Source organism: Kitasatospora sp. NPDC048296, from assembly GCF_043201815.1.
In the GTDB taxonomy this organism is placed as follows: domain Bacteria; phylum Actinomycetota; class Actinomycetes; order Streptomycetales; family Streptomycetaceae; genus Kitasatospora.
Map to the genome: position 1 here is coordinate 143591 of NZ_JBICZB010000004.1, position 17769 is coordinate 161359.

At 74.7% G+C, this 17769-nt stretch carries 14 protein-coding genes; 10 read left to right on the top strand and 4 right to left on the bottom strand.

All coding sequences use genetic code 11. From position 1 onward, the window contains the following. Positions 1-8 precede the first annotated feature (8 nt). A complete protein-coding gene (locus ACGF12_RS04850; RefSeq protein ID WP_393025504.1) occupies positions 9-1307 on the bottom strand; it encodes an SWIM zinc finger family protein in 1299 nt (432 codons plus the stop codon). A gap of 178 nt (positions 1308-1485) precedes the next feature. On the opposite strand from ACGF12_RS04850, the gene ACGF12_RS04855 reads away from it, so the two are divergent. The 5 genes from ACGF12_RS04855 (at position 1486) to sucD (ending at position 8520) form a co-directional block, all read left to right on the top strand. Beyond that, positions 1486-2568, top strand: a complete 1083-nt coding sequence (locus ACGF12_RS04855; protein ID WP_387616741.1) for an AAA family ATPase — start codon at positions 1486-1488, stop codon at positions 2566-2568. Further along, on the top strand, positions 2565-4940 hold the full coding sequence (locus ACGF12_RS04860) for a DUF5682 family protein (protein WP_393025508.1): 2376 nt from the start codon (positions 2565-2567) through the stop codon (positions 4938-4940). Before ACGF12_RS04855 ends, ACGF12_RS04860 begins: the two co-directional genes overlap by 4 nt. A gap of 34 nt (positions 4941-4974) precedes the next feature. Further along, entirely contained in the window at positions 4975-6153 is a 1179-nt protein-coding gene (locus ACGF12_RS04865; protein WP_393025511.1) for a VWA domain-containing protein, read from the top strand. A 291-nt stretch (positions 6154-6444) separates the two neighbouring features. Then, positions 6445-7617: an ADP-forming succinate--CoA ligase subunit beta gene (gene sucC / locus ACGF12_RS04870; protein ID WP_393025514.1), complete on the top strand. Its 1173-nt coding sequence runs from the start codon at positions 6445-6447 to the stop codon at positions 7615-7617. A gap of 18 nt (positions 7618-7635) precedes the next feature. After that, entirely contained in the window at positions 7636-8520 is an 885-nt protein-coding gene (gene sucD, locus ACGF12_RS04875) for a succinate--CoA ligase subunit alpha (protein WP_393025517.1), read from the top strand. 66 nt (positions 8521-8586) lie between these two features. Here sucD and ACGF12_RS04880 read toward each other — a convergent pair whose 3' ends face one another. Further along, positions 8587-10320 carry a hypothetical protein gene (locus ACGF12_RS04880; protein ID WP_393025520.1) on the bottom strand — a complete coding sequence of 578 codons (1734 nt, stop codon included), beginning with the start codon at positions 10318-10320 and terminating at the stop codon, positions 8587-8589. A 132-nt stretch (positions 10321-10452) separates the two neighbouring features. Between ACGF12_RS04880 and ACGF12_RS04885 the strand changes: the two genes are divergently transcribed. Continuing rightward, positions 10453-11862, top strand: a complete 1410-nt coding sequence (locus ACGF12_RS04885) for a DUF6350 family protein (RefSeq protein ID WP_393025523.1) — start codon at positions 10453-10455, stop codon at positions 11860-11862. 9 nt (positions 11863-11871) lie between these two features. On the opposite strand, the gene ACGF12_RS04890 is transcribed toward ACGF12_RS04885, so the two are convergent. Continuing rightward, complete coding sequence (locus ACGF12_RS04890; protein WP_393025525.1) at positions 11872-12510, bottom strand: hypothetical protein; 639 nt, start codon at positions 12508-12510, stop codon at positions 11872-11874. 381 nt (positions 12511-12891) lie between these two features. On the opposite strand from ACGF12_RS04890, the gene purN reads away from it, so the two are divergent. Together purN and purH are read left to right on the top strand one after the other, a co-directional pair. After that, positions 12892-13551, top strand: coding sequence for a phosphoribosylglycinamide formyltransferase (purN, locus tag ACGF12_RS04895; protein WP_393025527.1), 660 nt, complete (start codon positions 12892-12894; stop codon positions 13549-13551). Continuing rightward, complete coding sequence (gene purH, locus ACGF12_RS04900; RefSeq protein ID WP_393025530.1) at positions 13548-15125, top strand: bifunctional phosphoribosylaminoimidazolecarboxamide formyltransferase/IMP cyclohydrolase; 1578 nt, start codon at positions 13548-13550, stop codon at positions 15123-15125. The genes purN and purH overlap by 4 nt, the downstream gene beginning before the upstream one ends. 95 nt (positions 15126-15220) lie before the next feature. Here the strand turns inward: purH and ACGF12_RS04905 are convergent, their stop codons facing one another. Beyond that, complete coding sequence (locus ACGF12_RS04905; protein WP_393025533.1) at positions 15221-15826, bottom strand: hypothetical protein; 606 nt, start codon at positions 15824-15826, stop codon at positions 15221-15223. Positions 15827-16305: 479 nt separating this feature from the next. Here ACGF12_RS04905 and ACGF12_RS04910 point away from each other — a divergent pair, with 479 nt between their 5' ends. Next, a complete protein-coding gene (locus tag ACGF12_RS04910) occupies positions 16306-17160 on the top strand; it encodes a bifunctional methylenetetrahydrofolate dehydrogenase/methenyltetrahydrofolate cyclohydrolase (protein WP_393025536.1) in 855 nt (284 codons plus the stop codon). 19 nt (positions 17161-17179) lie between these two features. Continuing rightward, a complete protein-coding gene (locus ACGF12_RS04915) occupies positions 17180-17605 on the top strand; it encodes a DUF3017 domain-containing protein (RefSeq protein ID WP_393025539.1) in 426 nt (141 codons plus the stop codon). The last annotated feature ends 164 nt before the right edge of the window (positions 17606-17769 follow it).

Genomic DNA, 17769 nt, shown 5'->3' on the forward strand with positions numbered 1-17769 from the left:
CGGTTCTCCTATGCGGAAGTGAGGCCGACCGGGCGGTGCTCGGCGGTCCAGGCCGTGACCGGGGCGAAGCCCTGGTGGCCGTACTCGCCGAAGACGGTCAGCGGGCGGCCGGTGGAGACCGCGGCCAGCCGCCACAGCGCCGCCTCCGGGACGGCCGAGGCGCGGACGGGCACGGTGTGGTGGCCGTCCGTCAGGTGCCAGCCGTCCGGGGTGCGGACCGGGACGACCCCGGCGAGCACGGTCGGCCAGCTGTCCAGCCACGGGTCGTCGGCCACCGCGGTGCCGTACCCGGCCACCGCCTCGGCGACGGTGAGCCCGGCGGGCGCTTCGGCCGGGCCGGGTTCGGGGGCGCCGTAGCGGGTGCCGAGCGCGGCGCGCAGCGGGCGGGCACCGGGGTGGTAGCCGAGTTCGGCCTCCAGCAGGTGGCCGGTGGGCAGGGCGAGTTCGGGCGCCTGGCCGGGGCGGCCGAAGGCGAGCAGCAGGGCGGGGCGGCCGGTCTTGGCGCCGCGCAGCCAGACCCGGCGGGTGGTGAGCCGCTCGTCGGAAGTGTCGCGGCTGCCGAGCACCAGCCAGCGGTCCCGGACGGTCGGCCCGGCGAGCACCTCGGCGGCGTCCAGGGTGTAGCCGACCCGGGCGCGGACGGTGGCGGCCAGCTCGGGCGGCAGCTCGTCGACCCGGGTGGCGGCGGTGGCCAGCAGGTGGAGCATCGCGTACTCCTCCAGCAGCCGCTCCTCCGACAGGGTGTCCAACTCCCTTACTCGGGTGGCCAGTCCGGAGGCCTGGGCGTCGACCATCCGGGCCGCGACCTCCTCCCAGGGCCCGGCCGTGGACTGGTCGGCCAGGCCGTGCCGGATCCGGTCGGCCAGCCGTAGCCGCAGCTCGGCCGCGCCGGCCGCGACCCGCGCGCCGCGCCGTTCGGCCCGGCGGCGGGCGGCCTCCGGGTCGGCCGGGGGCGCCGCGCGCTTCTCGGCGCGCTCCCGGCGGGCCTCGAGCCAGTCGGCCGCCCAGTCTGCGGGCTCGCCGGTCGGCACGGCCTCGGGGGCGCCGCTCCACAGCAGGAGGAGCCCGAGCGCGTGCTTGCACGGGAACTTCCGGCTGGGGCAGCTGCACTGGTAGGCGGGCGTGGCGAGTTCGATCACGGTGCGGTACGGCGTGCGGCCGCTGCCCCGGCACTCGCCCCAGAGTGCGGCGCCGTCGGTGCCCGTCCCGGACCAGGGCGCGGGCGAGGACAGCTTGCCCGCGGCCTTCTGCGACGCGGCGTCAGGCGCCAGGGACAGGACGTGTTCGGTGCTCCAGCGTTCCTCCATGCGACCGACGGTAGGCGGGGGCACTGACAGCGGCTGACTGCCCGTCCGGACCGGTCCGGCCGTTGTCAGTGGCACGTTGCAAGGTGGTTCCCACAGGCCGGGACGCCGACCTGGCTCCCCCAGATCACCCTGCCGCCCGGGCATCCGTGCGCCCGGCGGCCGACCCGAAGGAGCCCCCATGACCGACGTTCTGCGGCAGCACGCCGAGGACGCCTTCGCCGGCGAACTGGCCGCGTTGGCCGCGCAGGACGACCGTCCGCGCCCCGAGCGCTGGAAGCTCTCGCCGTGGGCCGTGGCGACGTACCTGCTCGGCGGCGAGCTGCCCGACGGCACCCGGATCACCCCCAAGTACATCGGCCCGCGCCGCGTCGTCGAGGTCGCCGTCACCACCCTGGCGACGGACCGGGCGCTGCTGCTGCTCGGCGTGCCCGGCACCGCGAAGACCTGGGTGTCCGAGCACCTGGCGGCCGCGATCAGCGGCGACTCCACCCTGCTGGTGCAGGGCACCGCCGGTACCCCCGAGGAGGCCGTCCGGTACGGCTGGAACTACGCCCAGCTGCTCACCCACGGCCCCAGCCGGGACGCCCTGGTGCCCTCGCCGCTGATGCGGGCGATGGCGGACGGCAAGCTGGCCCGGATCGAGGAGCTCACCCGCATCCCGGCCGACGTGCAGGACAGCCTGATCACCATCCTGTCCGAGAAGACGCTGCCGGTACCGGAGTTGGGCAGCGAGACCCAGGCCGTGCGCGGCTTCAACGTGATCGCCACCGCCAACGACCGCGACCGGGGCGTCAACGAGCTGTCCAGCGCGCTGCGCCGCCGCTTCAACACCGTGGTGCTGCCGCTGCCGGGCTCGCTGGACGAGGAGGTCGACATCGTCACCCGCCGGGTCAACCAGCTCGGCCGCTCCCTCGACCTGCCCGAACTGCCCGGCGGCGCCGAGGAGATCAGGCGCGTGGTGACGGTCTTCCGCGAGCTGCGCGCAGGCCTGACGGTGGACGGCCGGACGAAGGTCAAGACCCCGAGCGGCACCCTCTCCACCGCCGAGGCGATCTCGGTGGTGACCAATGGCCTGGCCCTGGCCACCCACTTCGGCGACGGCGTGCTGCGCGCCGGGGACGTGACGGCCGGCATCCTCGGCGCGGTCGTCCGCGACCCGGTGGCGGACCAGGCGGTCTGGCACGAGTACGTCGAAGGGGTGGTGCGCGAGCGCGACGGCTGGAAGGACTTCTACCGCGCCGCCCGCGAGGTGGCCGTATGAAGGACACCGAGGTCGCCCTGCTGGGCATCCGGCACCACGGGCCCGGCTCGGCCCGGGCGGTGGCCGCCGCGCTGGCGCAGTGGCAGCCGGACGCGGTGCTGATCGAGGGCCCGGCGGAGGCCGACGCCGTCGTCCACCTCGCCGCCGAGAAGGACCTGGTACCGCCGGTCGCCCTGCTCGCCCACGCGGTGGACGACCCGGCGAAGGCAGCGTTCTGGCCGTACGCCGAGTTCTCCCCGGAGTGGGTGGCGATCCGCCACGCCGTGGACCACGACCTGCCGGTCCGCTTCATCGACCTGCCCGCCGGGTACGGCTTCGCACCCGCCGAGGCCGCCGACGGGGGCCGCCCCGAGGAGGACCGCCCCGACGAGGACCGCCCCGACGAGGACCGCCCCGACGGGGACCGCCCCGACGAGCTGCACGCCGACCCGCTGGCGCTGCTCGCCGAGGTCGCCGGTCACGACGACCCGGAGCGCTGGTGGGAGGACGTGGTCGAGCACCGCGCCCCCGGCGCGGACGCGCTGGTGCCCTTCGCCGCCGTCGCCGAGGCGATGGCCGCGCTGCGCGCCGAGGGCCTCGGCGAGTCCCGCCGGGACCAACTGCGCGAGGCGTACATGCGCCAGCAGATCCGCGCCGCCCGCCGCGCCGGACACCGCCGGATCGCCGTGGTCTGCGGGGCCTTCCACGTCCCCGCGCTGGCGACGATGCCCACCGTCGCCCACGACCGGGCACTGCTCGCCGAACTGCCGAAGAAGGTGAAGGCGGACATCACCTGGATCCCGTGGACGCACCGCCGGCTCTCCCAGGCCACCGGCTACGGCGCGGGCATCCAGTCGCCCGGCTGGTACCACCACCTGTTCACCACCGAGGGCGACCCGGTCCCGCGCTGGCTCACCCGGGCCGCCGAGCTGCTGCGCGCCGCGGACCACCCGGTCTCCTCCGCCCACGTCATCGAGGCGGTCCGGCTCGCCGAGACCCTCGCGGTGCTGCGCGGCCGCCCGCTCGCCGGGCTGACCGAGACCCTGGACGCCGTCCGCGCGGTGCTCTGCGAGGGCTCGGACGTCGCCCTGGAACTCGTCCGGGACCGCCTGGTGGTCGGCGACGAGCTCGGCGAAGTCCCGGAGGCCGCACCGGCGGTGCCGCTGCAGCGCGACCTCGCCCGGCTGCAGCGCTCGCTGCGGCTCAAGCCCGGAGCCGCGGCGCGGGACCTCGACCTCGACCTGCGCAAGGACACCGACGCGGCCCGCTCCCGGCTGCTCCACCGGCTGCGGCTGCTGGGCGTCGAGTGGGGCGTGCCGGCCCGCTCCTCGGTCCACTCCACCGGGACCTTCCGGGAGAGCTGGCGGCTGTGCTGGCAGCCCGAGTTCGCGGTCCGGATCGCCGAGGCCGCCCAGTGGGGCACCACGGTCGAGGAGGCCGCCGTCAACAAGGCGGTCGGTACCGCCCGGGCCGCCGTCGAACTCGCCGAGCTGACCGGCCTGGTGGAGACCTGCCTGCTGGCCGGGCTGTCCGGCGCGCTGCCCGCCGTGATGCGGGTGCTCGCCGACTGCGCGGCCCTGGACACCGACGTCGCGCACCTGGCGGGCGCGCTGCCCGCGCTGGTCCGCGCGCTGCGCTACGGCGACGTGCGCGGCACCGACCACGGCGCGCTGGCCGGGGCCGCCGCGGGCCTGGCCGAGCGGGTCTGCGTCGGACTGCCGCCCGCCTGCGTCGGGTTGGACGCCGAGAGCGCGGCGGCGATGCGCGCCCGGATCGACGAGGTGCACGGCGCGATCGCCCTGCTCGACCCGGATGCCTCCGGACAAGCCGCCCCGGGAGCCTCCCCGGACACCGACGGCCTGGCCGAGCGCTGGGCCGCCGCCCTGCGGTCGCTGGCCCGCCGCGAGCCCGCCGGCGGACCGGCCACCGGCGCCCCCGGCCTGCTGCGCGGCCGCGCCGTCCGGCTGCTGCTGGACGACGGCCGGCTGGACTCCGAGGAGGCCGGCCGACGGCTGCGGCTGGTGCTGTCCGTCGCCAGCGCCCCGGCGGACGCGGCCGGCTGGGTCGAGGGCTTCCTCACCGGCGGCGGCGCCCTGCTGCTGCACGACCCCCGGCTGCTCGCCCTGCTGGACGAGTGGCTGAACGGCGTCAGTGCCGAGGTCTTCACCGACGTCCTGCCGCTGCTGCGCCGCACCTTCGCCGGGTTGGAGGCGGGCGTGCGCACCACCATCGGCGGCCGGGTCGCAGCCGGGCCGCTCGGCGTGGCCCCGCCGGCACCCGAGACGGCCGGCGACCTCGACCGGGACCGCGCCGACGCCGCCGTTCCGGTGCTGGCCCTGCTGCTCGGCGTCCGCCCGAAGATCCCGCGGCAGGCCACCGGCCGCAACACCTGACCGCCGCAACACCCGACCGAAGGAGGAGGACCCGATGGCGACCACGACCGACGAACGGCTGCGCCGCTGGCGCCTGGTGCTCGGCGGCGAGGCCGACGGCACCGGCTGCACCCTGCGCGGCCGCGACGCCGCGATGGACGGCGCCCTGGCCGCGCTCTACCGGGGCGGCCCCGACGAGGCCGGCCGGTCCCCGCGCGGCGGGCGCCGCAGCGCCGGGCTCGGCGGCTCGGCCCCGCAGGTGGCCCGCTGGCTCGGCGGCATCCGAGAGTACTTCCCGTCCACTGTCGTCCAGCTGATGCAGCAGGACGCGATCACCCGACTCGGCCTGGACCGGCTGCTGCTGGAGCCGGAGATGCTGGAGGCCGTCGAACCGGACGTGCACCTGGTCGGCACCCTGCTGTCGCTCAAGCACGCGCTGCCCGAGACCACCCGGGAGAGCGCCAGGGCCGTGGTCGGCAAGGTGGTCGCCGACCTGGAGCGCAGGCTCGCCGACCGGACCAGGGCCACCGTGGGCGGCGCCCTCGATCGCAGCGCCCGGGTGAACCGGCCGCGCCACCGGGACATCGACTGGGACCGGACGATCCGGGCCAACCTGAAGAACTACCTGCCCGAGCACGGCACCGTCGTGCCCGAGCGGCTGGTCGGCTACGCCCGGGCCCAGCGCGCGGTGAAGAAGGACGTCATCCTCTGCATCGACCAGTCCGGCTCGATGGCGCCCTCGGTCGTCCACTCGGCGGTCTTCGGCGCGGTGCTCGCCTCGATGCGCACCCTGGACACCCGACTGGTCGTCTTCGACACCTCGGTGGTCGACCTCACCGAGCAGCTCACCGACCCGGTGGACGTGCTGTTCGCCACCCAGCTCGGCGGCGGCACCGACATCAACCGCGCGCTCGCCTACTGCCAGTCGAAGATCACCCGGCCGTCCGAGACCGTCGTGGTGCTGATCAGCGACCTGTACGAGGGCGGCATCCGGGACGGCATGCTGCGGCGGGTCGCCGCGATGAAGGCGGCCGGCGTCCAGTTCATCGCCTTGCTCGCGCTCTCCGACGAAGGTGCGCCGGCCTACGACCACGCCCACGCCGCCGCGCTGGCCGCGCTCGGCGCCCCGGCCTTCGCCTGTACCCCGGACGCCTTCCCCGAGATCATGGCGGCGGCGATCGAGAAGCGTCCGATCCCGCGGCACCTGATGAAGGGGGCGGACCAGGGGGTGTGACCGCCTCACCCGGGTGGGTGAACCCCGCCCGATCGGTGGACCGGGCGTCCCGGCTGATCTGTGACGGTTCTCACCCGGGCCGGACAGGCCCCGGGCGGAACACGCCCGTCCCACGGGGATAACCTGCCAGACGGACGTGACGCGCGTGTTGATTGACGTGTGCGCCCGTGGCTGTGTGGGCCGCAAGGCCGTACCTCTGCGTACCCGCACCGCCCCGACGACCCGCAGCGAAGATCCTGCCGTGGCACGCTCGTAGAGACACAATCCGCGACCACGAACAAGGACAAACACGTGGACCTGTTCGAGTACCAGGCGAGGGACCTCTTCGCCAAGCACGGCGTGCCCGTGCTTGACGGCGATGTCATCGAGACCGCCGCAGACGCTGCCGCCATCGCGGAGCGCTTCGGCGGCCGCGCCGTCGTCAAGGCTCAGGTGAAGGTGGGCGGCCGCGGCAAGGCCGGTGGCGTCAAGCTCGCCGCCGACCCGGCCGACGCCGTCGCCAAGGCCGAGGCGATCCTCGGTATGGACATCAAGGGCCACACCGTGCACAAGGTGATGCTGGCCCAGACCGCGGACATCAAGGACGAGTACTACGTCTCGTTCCTGCTGGACCGCACCAACCGCACCTTCCTGGCCATGGCCAGCGTCGAGGGCGGCGTGGAGATCGAGGTCGTCGCCGAGGAGAACCCCGACGCGCTCGCCAAGATCCCGGTCGACGCCAACGAGGGCTGCACCCCGGAGAAGGCCGCCGAGATCGTCGCCGCGGCGAAGTTCCCGGCCGAGGTCGCCGACCAGGTCGCCGACGTCCTGCAGAAGCTGTGGAAGGTCTTCATCGCCGAGGACGCCCTCCTCGTCGAGGTCAACCCGCTGATCAAGTCCGGCGACGGCAAGATCATCGCGCTCGACGGCAAGGTCTCCCTGGACGAGAACGCCGAGTTCCGTCAGCCGGAGCACGAGGCGCTCGAGGACAAGGCCGCGGCCAACCCGCTCGAGGCGGCCGCCAAGGCCAAGGGCCTGAACTACGTCAAGCTCGACGGCCAGGTCGGCATCATCGGCAACGGCGCGGGCCTCGTCATGAGCACCCTCGACGTGGTCGCCTACGCCGGTGAGAAGCACGGCGGCGTCAAGCCCGCCAACTTCCTCGACATCGGTGGCGGCGCGTCCGCCGAGGTCATGGCGAACGGCCTGGAGATCATCCTGGGCGACCCCGACGTCAAGTCGGTCTTCGTCAACGTCTTCGGCGGCATCACCGCCTGTGACGCGGTCGCCAACGGCATCGTGCAGGCCCTGGAGCTCCTCGCGAGCAAGGGCGAGAACGTCACCAAGCCGCTGGTCGTCCGCCTGGACGGCAACAACGCGGAGCTGGGTCGCAAGATCCTCGACGACGCCAACCACCCGCTGGTCCAGCGCGTGGACACCATGGACGGCGCCGCTGACCGCGCCGCCGAGCTGGCCAACAAGTAAGGAAGGGGACTTAACACCATGGCTATCTTCCTTACCAAGGACAGCAAGGTCATCGTCCAGGGCATGACCGGCTCCGAGGGCATGAAGCACACCCGCCGCATGCTCGCCTCCGGCACCCAGATCGTCGGCGGTGTCAACCCGCGCAAGGCCGGGACCACGGTCGACGTCGACGGCACCGAGGTGCCCGTCTTCGGCTCCGTCGCCGAGGCGATGGAGAAGACCGGCGCCGACGTCTCCGTCCTCTTCGTGCCGCCGGCCTTCACCAAGGCCGCCGTCATCGAGGCCATCGACGCCGAGATCCCGCTGGCCGTCGTCATCACCGAGGGCGTCCCGGTGCACGACACCGCCGCCTTCTGGGCGTACGCCGGTTCGAAGGGCAACAAGACCCGGATCATCGGCCCGAACTGCCCCGGCCTGATCAGCCCCGGACAGTCGAACGCCGGCATCATCCCGGCCGACATCACCACCTCCGGCAAGATCGGTCTGGTCTCGAAGTCGGGCACCCTGACCTACCAGCTCATGTACGAGCTGCGCGACATCGGCTTCTCCTCGGCCGTGGGCATCGGCGGTGACCCGGTCATCGGCACCACCCACATCGACGCCCTCAAGGCGTTCCAGGAGGACCCGGAGACCGAGATCATCGTCATGATCGGTGAGATCGGTGGCGACGCCGAGGAGCGTGCCGCGGCCTACATCGCCGAGCACGTCACCAAGCCGGTCGTCGGCTACGTCGCGGGCTTCACCGCCCCCGAGGGCAAGACCATGGGCCACGCCGGCGCCATCGTCTCGGGCTCCTCGGGCACCGCCCAGGCGAAGAAGGAGGCCCTCGAGGCCGCCGGTGTCAAGGTCGGCAAGACGCCGTCCGAGACCGCCCGCCTGGCCCGCGAGATCATCGCCGGCTGACGTCGGTCCCTTGCGCGGTGAGCGCCCCCGTCCTTCCCGGGCGGGGGCGCTCGCCGTTTCGGCGCCTCAGCGCTTCGGGCCCGTCGTGCAGGGCAGCGGGGACCACAGCGGGCACACCGCCGGACCCTGCCGCGGGGGCGGCGCCTGGTCCTCCGCCGAGGCAGGCAGCTCCCAGCCCGCCACCGCCCGAGGCTGCGGATCCACCACCACCGCCGCCAGGCCCGGTGCCGGGCTGCACCACAGACTGGCGATGCCGTTCGGCGCCCCGTCCGGCAGCAGCGGCACACCCGGCGGCGCCACGTTCGCGCCCGGGGCCGGCACGCACAGTGTGAGGGCCGGCGGGTCGTACGACTCGAACAGCGCCGCCGGGCGCAGCCCCGCCAGGGTCGCCAGCGTCGCCCCGCCCACCGCCAGGGTCAGCAGCGCCGCCGCGCCCGTCCGGCTCGCCGTCCACACCCGGTGCCGGGCCCGCAGCAGCGGCACCGGCGAGCGGTGCGGCTCCGGGCACCCCCGCACCGCCGCCCGGTGCAGCAGTCCGCTCAGCCCGTCCGCGAACCCCGGCGCCGCCGGATCCGGCCCCACCAGTTCGGGCACCCACTGCGCCAGCGCCGCCCGCGCGGCCCATACCCGCCCCTCGGCCGCCGTCCGGGTCGACTCCACCTCCACCGCGATCGCCGCCGCCGGCAGCCCCAGCCCGTCGTGCAGCACCAGCGCCCGCCGCTGCGGCCGCGACAGCCGCCGCAGGGCCTTCAGCAGCGCCCTGTCCCGATCGGTCAGCCGGTCCTGGTCCGGCAGCACCGCCTGCGCCTCGTCCGCCGGCCGCACCCCGATCCGCCGATGCGGCAGCGTCCACGCGTGCGCCCGCCGCAGCTCGCCCCAGTGCCACGGCGACAACGCCAGCTCGCCCGCCCGCACCCGCACCCAGGCCTCCGGATCCCCCGACCCGACCACCTCGGCCCACCCCTGCCGCGCCTCCCCGAACGCCCGCCGCACACAGTGCACCGCCCGGTGCCGGCACGCGGTCAGCAGGAACACCTGCTGCACCAGCCGGGTGTGCGCCTCCTCGTAGAGATCGTCGAAGCCCGCCACGGGTTCGTCCGAGGGGTCCCGCCGGCTCCCGGCTTCGATGAGGGCCATGTCGATGCGCTCCCTGCGGCCGGCGGGCGAGGGGGCCTCCTGCCGCGGGACGGACTGCCGCTCCGCGCTCGCGCTCCGGCCGGTGGCCGCGCCGCCGCGCTTGCGGGCATCGGCGGGCGCGGTGGGTGGGTGCTGCCGCGGGGGCGGAGCGCCGGCCCCGGTCCGGCCGGGGGGCGCGGTGTCGCGTTGCCGGAGGGGCGCGGGGTCACCCGGCTCCGTCGGCCCGACCGGGGTCGCCGCGCGGGGGACCCCGCGGTCCTCCGGCCCGCGCTCGGTGCCGACGGCGGGGGAGCGGTGCTGCTGGTCGCGCCGGTCGGGTTCGCCGGATGCCGGGTTCCGCGTCGCGGTCGGGGTGGTCGTCATGCCGCCGTGTTCTCCCGAGGCTGTGGGGGCCGCTCGCGTGCTGGTGTGCGGGGCCGGGGGACGCCGGCCCGGGTGGACGGGGGGTGCGCTTCTGATGAGGGCGATGGCGGCGGCTTCGGTGGGGCAGCCGAGTTTCCGCAGTGCGCCGTGGAGGAGGTCGCGCGCGACGGTGGGGGTGACCCCGAGGGCGGCGGCGGTGTGCTGGAGGTCGTGCCCGGCGGCGAGGTGGGCGAGGACCTGGGACTCACCGGGTGTCAGCTTCCGCGGCGGGTCGGTGGCGTGGGTGGATGGCGTGGTCATCAGACGCTCCGGGCCGGGGCGCCGACGGCTTGGGGGCAGGGTCTGAAAAGGCGCATAAGCCAATAATCTGGGACACGGCGGCGGTTTGCCGCTTCACGGAGCATGGCGAGTCGCCTTGGCAGCATGAGGCCCATGACACAGCTGATGGGACGTCCGATCCTGGAATCGCCTGGCGAATTGGGCGGACGCCCCGTGCTGGCCGACCTGTTGGCGGGGGTGCGGACCGCGTTGGTCGGCCTGGCGGTGGTCACGGTACCGGTGCTCGGCCTCTGGGTCGCGACACCGTACGCCGACTCGGGCGCGGCGCGCGCCACCCGGTTGGCGGGTGCACTCTGGCTGCTGGGGCACGGCGCACCGGTGCTGCGCGGGGACGAGGGCGCCCCACTGACCGTCACCCCGCTGCTGCTCGGCGCCCTGGCGGTGGTGCGGCTGTACCGGGCGGGGGCCGGGGTGGCGGCCCGGCGCGGACTGCGCTCGCAGTGGGGCGGCCCGTTCGCGCTCTGGACGGGTTACTGCGCGGTGGCGGTCGCGGTGGCGCTGCACTGCGCGGGTGCCGGGCTGTTCCGCAGCCGGGTGCTGCCGGACCTCCTGGTGGTCGGCCTGCTCGCCGGGCTGGCGACCGTCGCGGGCGTCCGTTCGGCGCGGCCCCTGCCCACCACGGCGCACCCGCTGCTCGACCGGCTGCCCCCGGGCTGTCGGCCGACCGGCGGCGCGGCCGCGGTGCGGCGGGCGGCCGGCGCGGCCGGGGCGGGGCTGGTCGCGGCGGGCGGGGTGCTGGTGGCGGTGGCCGCGGTGCTGGACGCGGTGACCGGCGGCGGCCGCGGGGCGGCGCTGCTCAGGGGCGGGCCCGCCGCCCTGCTCGGGCTGCTGCTGCTCGCGACGGTGCTGCTGCCGAACGCGGTGCTGTGGGGTGCGGCGTACGCGCTGGGCCCGGGCTTCGAGGTCGGTACCGGGACGCTGGTGTCGCCGGGCGGTACGGAGCTCGGCCCGGTGCCGGAGTTCCCGCTGTTCGCCCTGTTGCCCCAGGAGGGCCCGGGCGGCTGGCGGCTGGCGGCGTTGGCGCTGCCGCTGTTGGCGGGGCTGGTGCCGGCGGTCCTGCTGGGCCGTGCGGCGGCAGGCCGGCCGGGTCCGCGCGAGGACGGCCGCCCCTGGCCGGCGGCCGCGACGGTGACGGCGGCGCTGGCGGCCGCGCTGCTGCTCGGTGCCGGGGCGGCGGCGCTGGGCTGGCTGTCGGGCGGGGCGCTGGCGGGGGAGCGGATGGCCTGGTTGGGGCCGCGGCCGTGGTGGACGGGCCTGGCGGCGGCGGGCTGGCTGGCGCTGGTCGCCGTCCCGGGTGCCCTGTTGGTCCGGCACCGCGCGCTCAGCCCGTCGGCCGGCCGGTCCGCCTTGGCCGGCCGGTCCTCCTCGGCCGGCCGGGCCCCGGCGGCCGCCCCGGGCGCGTACGCCGGGCTCGCGGTGCACGCGCACCGGAGCACACTGCGGCTGCGCGCCCGCACGTACGCCCTCGTGCGGCGGCTGTCCGGCCGGGGCCCCGTCGATTGAACCCGGTGGCTACTCCGCGTTCCCGGTGAAGTCCACGTACCACTGCGGGGCGTACCGGTCGCAGTTCTCGGCGCCGACGTTGGTCAGCGAGTCCCGGACGCAGGTCGCGTAGTCCTGGTAGTAGACCCCGAGTCCGACCATCAGGCCGACCATCGCGACGGTCATCGCGCCGGTCAGGATCCCGGCCAGCGCGGCCGGGGTGAGCGGGTTCGGCGCCGGGACGCCGGGAACGGCGCCGGCCGGGGCCGTTCCCGGCGTCCCGGCCGCCGGCTGCTTGGCCCGCAGCGCGCTGACGCCCCAGTAGATCCCGAGCAGCCCGACCAGCAGCGCGATCCAGTGGAACTCGGCGAACAGGCAGACCAGCGCGAACGGCCCCGCCAGTGCGGCGTTGCGGGCCCGGCGGTGGGCCGGGTTGGCGGGGTCGAGCCGGGGCGGCTGCGGGACGGGCGGGCGCTGGCCGGGGCGGCCGTCGCCGCCGCCCTGGCCCCACGGCGGCGGGAGCTGCGGGCGGTCGCCGCCGCCCTGGCCGCCGTTGCCTTCCGGGCCCTGAGTGGGCCAGGGGCCGCGCGGCTGCCACGGCTGGTCCGGGGCGTCCGCCGGCGGCGGCGCGAAGGGGTTGTGCTCGCCGTTGTCGTCGCCGCTGCTCATCGGTTCAGCCATTCCTTCTCGGTCGGGGGCCGTGCGGAGGGTCGCGCGTCGGAGCGCTCTCCCGCGCCCCCAATGATCCCGCAACCGTTCGAGGGGCCCGGCCGGGGGCCCGTGCCCCCGGCCGGGGCGGGGTGCGTAACTCCGGTGCGCGGGGCCCGAGGAGATCCCCGTCTCAACTACGCGCGTAGCGCCGCGGGGAGGGTGCGGAGGCCGTCCGACCAGCCGTTATCGTGGTGACGGTCAGCAGCTCACATTGGTTCCCGGGGCCCGCGTCGCGGCGGGTTCTCCTGGTGTTCCCCTTCGCTCGACCTGCCGTTCGTAGTGGCCCCACCGCCGGTGGACGTACCAGCGGACGGCGCCCGACCTACGGAGAATCGCGCAGTGGCCGCCGCCCCCGCCCAGCTCTTCCCGCCCCGTACGCCCGGACCGGCCCGCCTGGTGGTGCTGGTCTCCGGCTCCGGCACCAATCTGCAGGCGCTGATCGACGCCGTCGCCGACCCGGCCTACGGCGCCGAGATCATCGCGGTGGGCGCGGACCGGGACGGGATCGCCGGACTGGAGCGCGCCGAGAAGGCGGGCCTGCCGACCTTCGTCCACCGGGTGAAGGACTTCCCGGACCGCGCCGACTGGGACCGCGCGCTGACCGCCTCCGTCGCCGCCCACCAGCCGGACCTGGTGGTCACGGCCGGCTTCATGAAGATCCTCGGCCCCGAGTTCATGGCGGCCTTCGGCGGGCGGATCGTCAACACCCACCCCGCACTGCTGCCCTCCTTCCCCGGCGCCCATGGCGTCACCGACGCGCTCGCGTACGGGGTGAAGGTCACCGGCTGCACCGTCCACCTGGTCGACGCCGGGGTGGACACCGGGCCGATCATCGCGCAGGGCGTCGTCGAGGTCGTCGACGCCGACCACGCCGATGGCGGCGACGCGCTGCACGAGCGCATCAAGACTGTCGAGCGCAAGCTGCTCGTCGACGTCGTGGGCCGGCTGGCCCGCGAAGGTCACCGCATCGAGGACCGAAAGGTATGGATTCCGGCATGAGTGCCAGCTCCACCACGCCCCCCGTTTCGGAGAACATCCGTCCGATCCGTCGCGCGCTGATCAGCGTGTACGACAAGACCGGTCTGGAGGAGCTGGCCCAGGGCCTGCACGCCGCCGGGGTCGCCATCGTCTCCACCGGCTCCACCGCCGGCCGGATCGCCGCCGCCGGTGTCCCGGTGACCGAGGTCTCCGAGCTGACCGGCTTCCCGGAGTGCCTGGACGGGCGCGTGAAGACGCTGCACCCCCGCGTGCACGCCGGCGTGCTCGCCGACCTGCGCCTGGAGTCGCACCGCGCGCAGCTGGCCGAACTCGGCGTCGAGCCCTTCGACCTGGTCGTGGTGAACCTCTACCCGTTCAAGGCCACCGTCGCCTCCGGCGCCACCCCCGACGAGTGCGTGGAGCAGATCGACATCGGCGGCCCGAGCATGGTGCGCGCCGCCGCCAAGAACCACCCCTCGGTGGCCGTCGTGGTCGACCCGGCCCGCTACGGCGACGTGCTGACGGCCGTCCGGGAGGGCGGCTTCGACCTGGCCACCCGCAAGCGCCTGGCCGGTGCCGCGTTCGCCCACACCGCCGCCTACGACGTGGCTGTGGCCTCCTGGTTCGAGGCCGGCTACGCCCCGAGCGACGAGCGGTTCCCCGAGTTCCTGGGCGGCACCTGGGAGCGGCAGAACGTGCTGCGCTACGGCGAGAACCCGCACCAGGGCGCCGCGCTGTACAGCGACGGCACCGGCGGCCTGGCCGGCGCGCAGCAGCTGCACGGCAAGGAGATGTCGTACAACAACTACGTCGACACCGACGCCGCCCGCCGCGCCGCGTACGACCACGCCGAGCCGGCCGTCGCGATCATCAAGCACGCCAACCCGTGCGGCATCGCGACCGGCGCCGACGTCGTCGAGGCGCACCGCAAGGCGCACGAGTGCGACCCGGTCTCCGCGTACGGCGGCGTGATCGCGGTCAACCGCCCGGTCACCGTCGAGCTGGCCGAGCAGATCGCCCCGATCTTCACCGAGGTCGTCGTGGCCCCCGGCTACGAGGACGGCGCCGTCGAGGTGCTGGCCCGCAAGAAGAACCTGCGGGTGCTGCTCGCCCCCGAGGCGCCGGCCAACCGCCAGGAGGTCCGCCCGATCTCCGGCGGCGTGCTGCTCCAGGACGCCGACCGGGTCCAGGCCGAGGGCGACGACCCGGCGAACTGGACGCTGGCCACCGGCGAGGCGCTCTCCGCGGCCGAGCTGGCCGAGCTGGCCTTCGCCTGGCGCGCCTGCCGGGCCGTCAAGTCCAACGCGATCCTGCTGGCCAAGGACGGCGCCTCGGTCGGCGTCGGCATGGGCCAGGTCAACCGGGTCGACTCCTGCAAGCTCGCGGTCGAGCGGGCCGGCGAGCGGGCCAAGGGCTCGTACGCGGCCTCGGACGCCTTCTTCCCGTTCCCGGACGGCCCGGAGATCCTGATCGCCGCCGGCGTCAGGGCGATCGTCCAGCCGGGCGGTTCGATCCGCGACGAGCAGGTCATCGAGGCGGCCGAGAAGGCGGGCGTGACGATGTACTTCACCGGCGCGCGCCACTTCTTCCACTGAGCCGTCGGCCGGTAGGACGAGAGCGGTAGCACGAAGCGGCCCGGCTTCCCCCGAGGAGGGAGCCGGGCCGCTTCGCCGTGTTCCGTGCCGTTCGGTCAGTACCGCGGCCGGTTGAACCAGTTGACGCCTTCGCGGACGCACATGGCGGTGATCCAGATCACGCAGATCGCGATCCAGATCAGCCCCATGATGATGTTCACCGTGATCTTGGTGTTGATCCCGCCGATCAGGTCGAGCAGGCCGAACAGCGAGGCGATCGAGCCGTAGACGATGGTGGTGATCCGGACGCCGTTGCCACCCTTGCCGAACTTCGCGCCCAGCGTGATGGACAGCGTGGCGGCCAGCGCCCACACGACGCCGATGACCAGCAGGATGCCGGCCGCGGCGTGGCCGATCGAGCTGATCCAGTCGTCGCTGCTCGTCGTGGTCTTGTTGACGGCGTCGTTGGCGACCGCGGCCGCGATCAGGCAGAACCCCGCGAGGATCACCTGCACACCGCCGATGATGAACAGCAGCACCCGGGCGGTCATCACCAGGCCCGGCATGGACTGCGGCACGGGCGGCGCGAAGCCGTAGCCCGGCGCGGCCATCGGGGCCTGCTGCGGGTAGCCGTAACCCGGCGCGGCCTGCTGCGGGTAGCCGTAGCCCGGTGCGGCCGGCGGCTGGCCGTACGGGTTGTTCGGGTCGGGCGGGTAACTCATGGATGCCTCCGGGCAGTTACGGGACGCGGGGACGGGACGGCGGAGGACCCGGTTGCGGTCGGCGAGTCGGGTCGACGACGGAACGGGACGGTATCGGCGCGCAGTGACAGCCCGGCGGCGGTGACGGGCACGGCCGGCTCAGCAGCGTGACGAGGAACGGGCGAGCACGGGCCTGGACGGGCGCGGCGCGGTGAGGACGGTGCCGCGGCGGTCGGGCCGCTCGGTCTGCTGTGGTCGGATCACTGGCTCTTTCCCCCGGGTACGCCCCCGCCACGGGATCCGTCGACCCGTCACCGGGCCGCGTCGCGGCAGGGGATGCCCGCATATCGTCATCCGGACGGCAGTACCGTGTCCAGCCGGTTCCGGGTGCCGGGCCAAGACTGTGGCGCAACCGCAATACGGGGCGGACCTTCCGTGCCCGTCCGGTCGCGGGAACGGCCCGGGTACGGAGGCCGGTCGCGATCCGGGAGAATGGGGTCATGACTGCCCAGATTCTCGATGGCAAGGCCACCGCGTCCGCGATCAAGTCCGAACTCGCCGCCCGCGTGGCGGCCCTCAAGGCGAAGGGCGTCATGCCCGGCCTCGGCACCGTCCTGGTCGGCGACGACCCGGGCAGCCGCTGGTACGTCAACGGGAAGCACAAGGACTGCGCCGAGGTCGGCATCGCCTCGATCCAGCGCGAGCTGCCCGCCACCGCCACCCAGGAGGACGTCGAGAACGTCGTCCGCGAGCTCAACGCCGACCCGGCCTGCACCGGCTACATCGTCCAGCTGCCGCTGCCCAAGGGCCTGGACCAGAACCCGGTCCTGGAGCTGATGGACCCGGACAAGGACGCCGACGGCCTGCACCCGACCTCGCTGGGCCGCCTCGCCCTGGGCATCGACGGCCCGCTGCCGTGCACCCCGCTGGGCATCGTCGAGCTGCTGCGCCGCCACGACGTCGAGATCAACGGCGCCGAGGTGGTCGTGGTCGGCCGCGGCATCACCGTCGGCCGCTCGATCGGCCTGCTGCTGACCCGCCGCAGCGAGAACGCCACCGTGACCCTGTGCCACACCGGCACCCGCGACCTCGGCGCGCACCTGCGCAAGGCCGACATCATCGTGGCCGCCGCGGGCGTGCCGCACCTGGTCAAGCCGGAGGACGTCAAGCCGGGCGCGGCGGTGCTGGACGTGGGCGTCAGCCGCAGCGAGGGCAAGATCGTCGGCGACGTGCACCCGGGCGTGGCCGAGGTGGCAGGCTGGATCTCCCCGAACCCCGGCGGCGTGGGCCCGATGACCCGCGCGATGCTGCTCAACAACATCGTCGAGGCGGCCGAGCGCCGCGTCGGCGTCTGACCCCCGAGGGACGACGAGCATGACTGAACCGCGACCGGCGCGGTCCCGGCGCAGGCCGGTCAAGACCACCGGAACCATGCCGCCCGAGGGCGCCGCCCCGGCCCTCGGACGCGACCACGCCCTGCCGGTGCGGCAGTGGCCGATAACGCTGGTCCTGTCGGTGGTCGGCGCCGGCCTCGCGGTCACCTGGTTCGCCGACTTCAAGGAGGGCTTCAAGTACGGGCTGCTCATCCTCGGCGCCGGGGTGCTGCTCGGCGCGGTGCTGCGGCTGGTGCTGCCCGAGGTCGGGATGCTGGCGGTGCGCAGCCGCTTCACCGACGTGATCGTGCTGACCTTCCTGGGCGCCTCGATCGTGCTGCTGACCCTGGTGGCGCAGCCGAACCCGTGGCTGGAGTTCCCGCTGCTCGACAACATCGGCCAGCTGATCGGCCGACCCAAGCACTGAGCCGCCTTCGCACCGTGGCCCCGTCCGGGACTCCCGGGCGGGGCCACGGTGCGTCCGTGCCGGATCAGCGGTGTCCGTTGTGACGCAACAGCCACGCCTGCACACGCGGCGTACGCTTCCCTTTGCGATAACCTGACGCCGGTCTCTCGATGTCGAGAGATCAT

Excerpts from the sequence above, each read along its gene's own strand:
- ACGF12_RS04850 (WP_393025504.1), bottom strand. The coding sequence starts at position 1,307 with ATGGAGGAACGCTGGAGCACCGAACACGTCCTGTCCCTGGCGCCTGAC.
- ACGF12_RS04855 (WP_387616741.1), top strand. The coding sequence starts at position 1,486 with ATGACCGACGTTCTGCGGCAGCACGCCGAGGACGCCTTCGCCGGCGAA.
- ACGF12_RS04860 (WP_393025508.1), top strand. The coding sequence starts at position 2,565 with ATGAAGGACACCGAGGTCGCCCTGCTGGGCATCCGGCACCACGGGCCC.
- ACGF12_RS04865 (WP_393025511.1), top strand. The coding sequence starts at position 4,975 with ATGGCGACCACGACCGACGAACGGCTGCGCCGCTGGCGCCTGGTGCTC.
- sucD (WP_393025517.1), top strand. The coding sequence starts at position 7,636 with ATGGCTATCTTCCTTACCAAGGACAGCAAGGTCATCGTCCAGGGCATG.
- ACGF12_RS04880 (WP_393025520.1), bottom strand. The coding sequence starts at position 10,320 with ATGACCACGCCATCCACCCACGCCACCGACCCGCCGCGGAAGCTGACA.
- ACGF12_RS04885 (WP_393025523.1), top strand. The coding sequence starts at position 10,453 with ATGACACAGCTGATGGGACGTCCGATCCTGGAATCGCCTGGCGAATTG.
- ACGF12_RS04890 (WP_393025525.1), bottom strand. The coding sequence starts at position 12,510 with ATGAGCAGCGGCGACGACAACGGCGAGCACAACCCCTTCGCGCCGCCG.
- purH (WP_393025530.1), top strand. The coding sequence starts at position 13,548 with ATGAGTGCCAGCTCCACCACGCCCCCCGTTTCGGAGAACATCCGTCCG.
- ACGF12_RS04905 (WP_393025533.1), bottom strand. The coding sequence starts at position 15,826 with ATGAGTTACCCGCCCGACCCGAACAACCCGTACGGCCAGCCGCCGGCC.
- ACGF12_RS04910 (WP_393025536.1), top strand. The coding sequence starts at position 16,306 with ATGACTGCCCAGATTCTCGATGGCAAGGCCACCGCGTCCGCGATCAAG.
- ACGF12_RS04915 (WP_393025539.1), top strand. The coding sequence starts at position 17,180 with ATGACTGAACCGCGACCGGCGCGGTCCCGGCGCAGGCCGGTCAAGACC.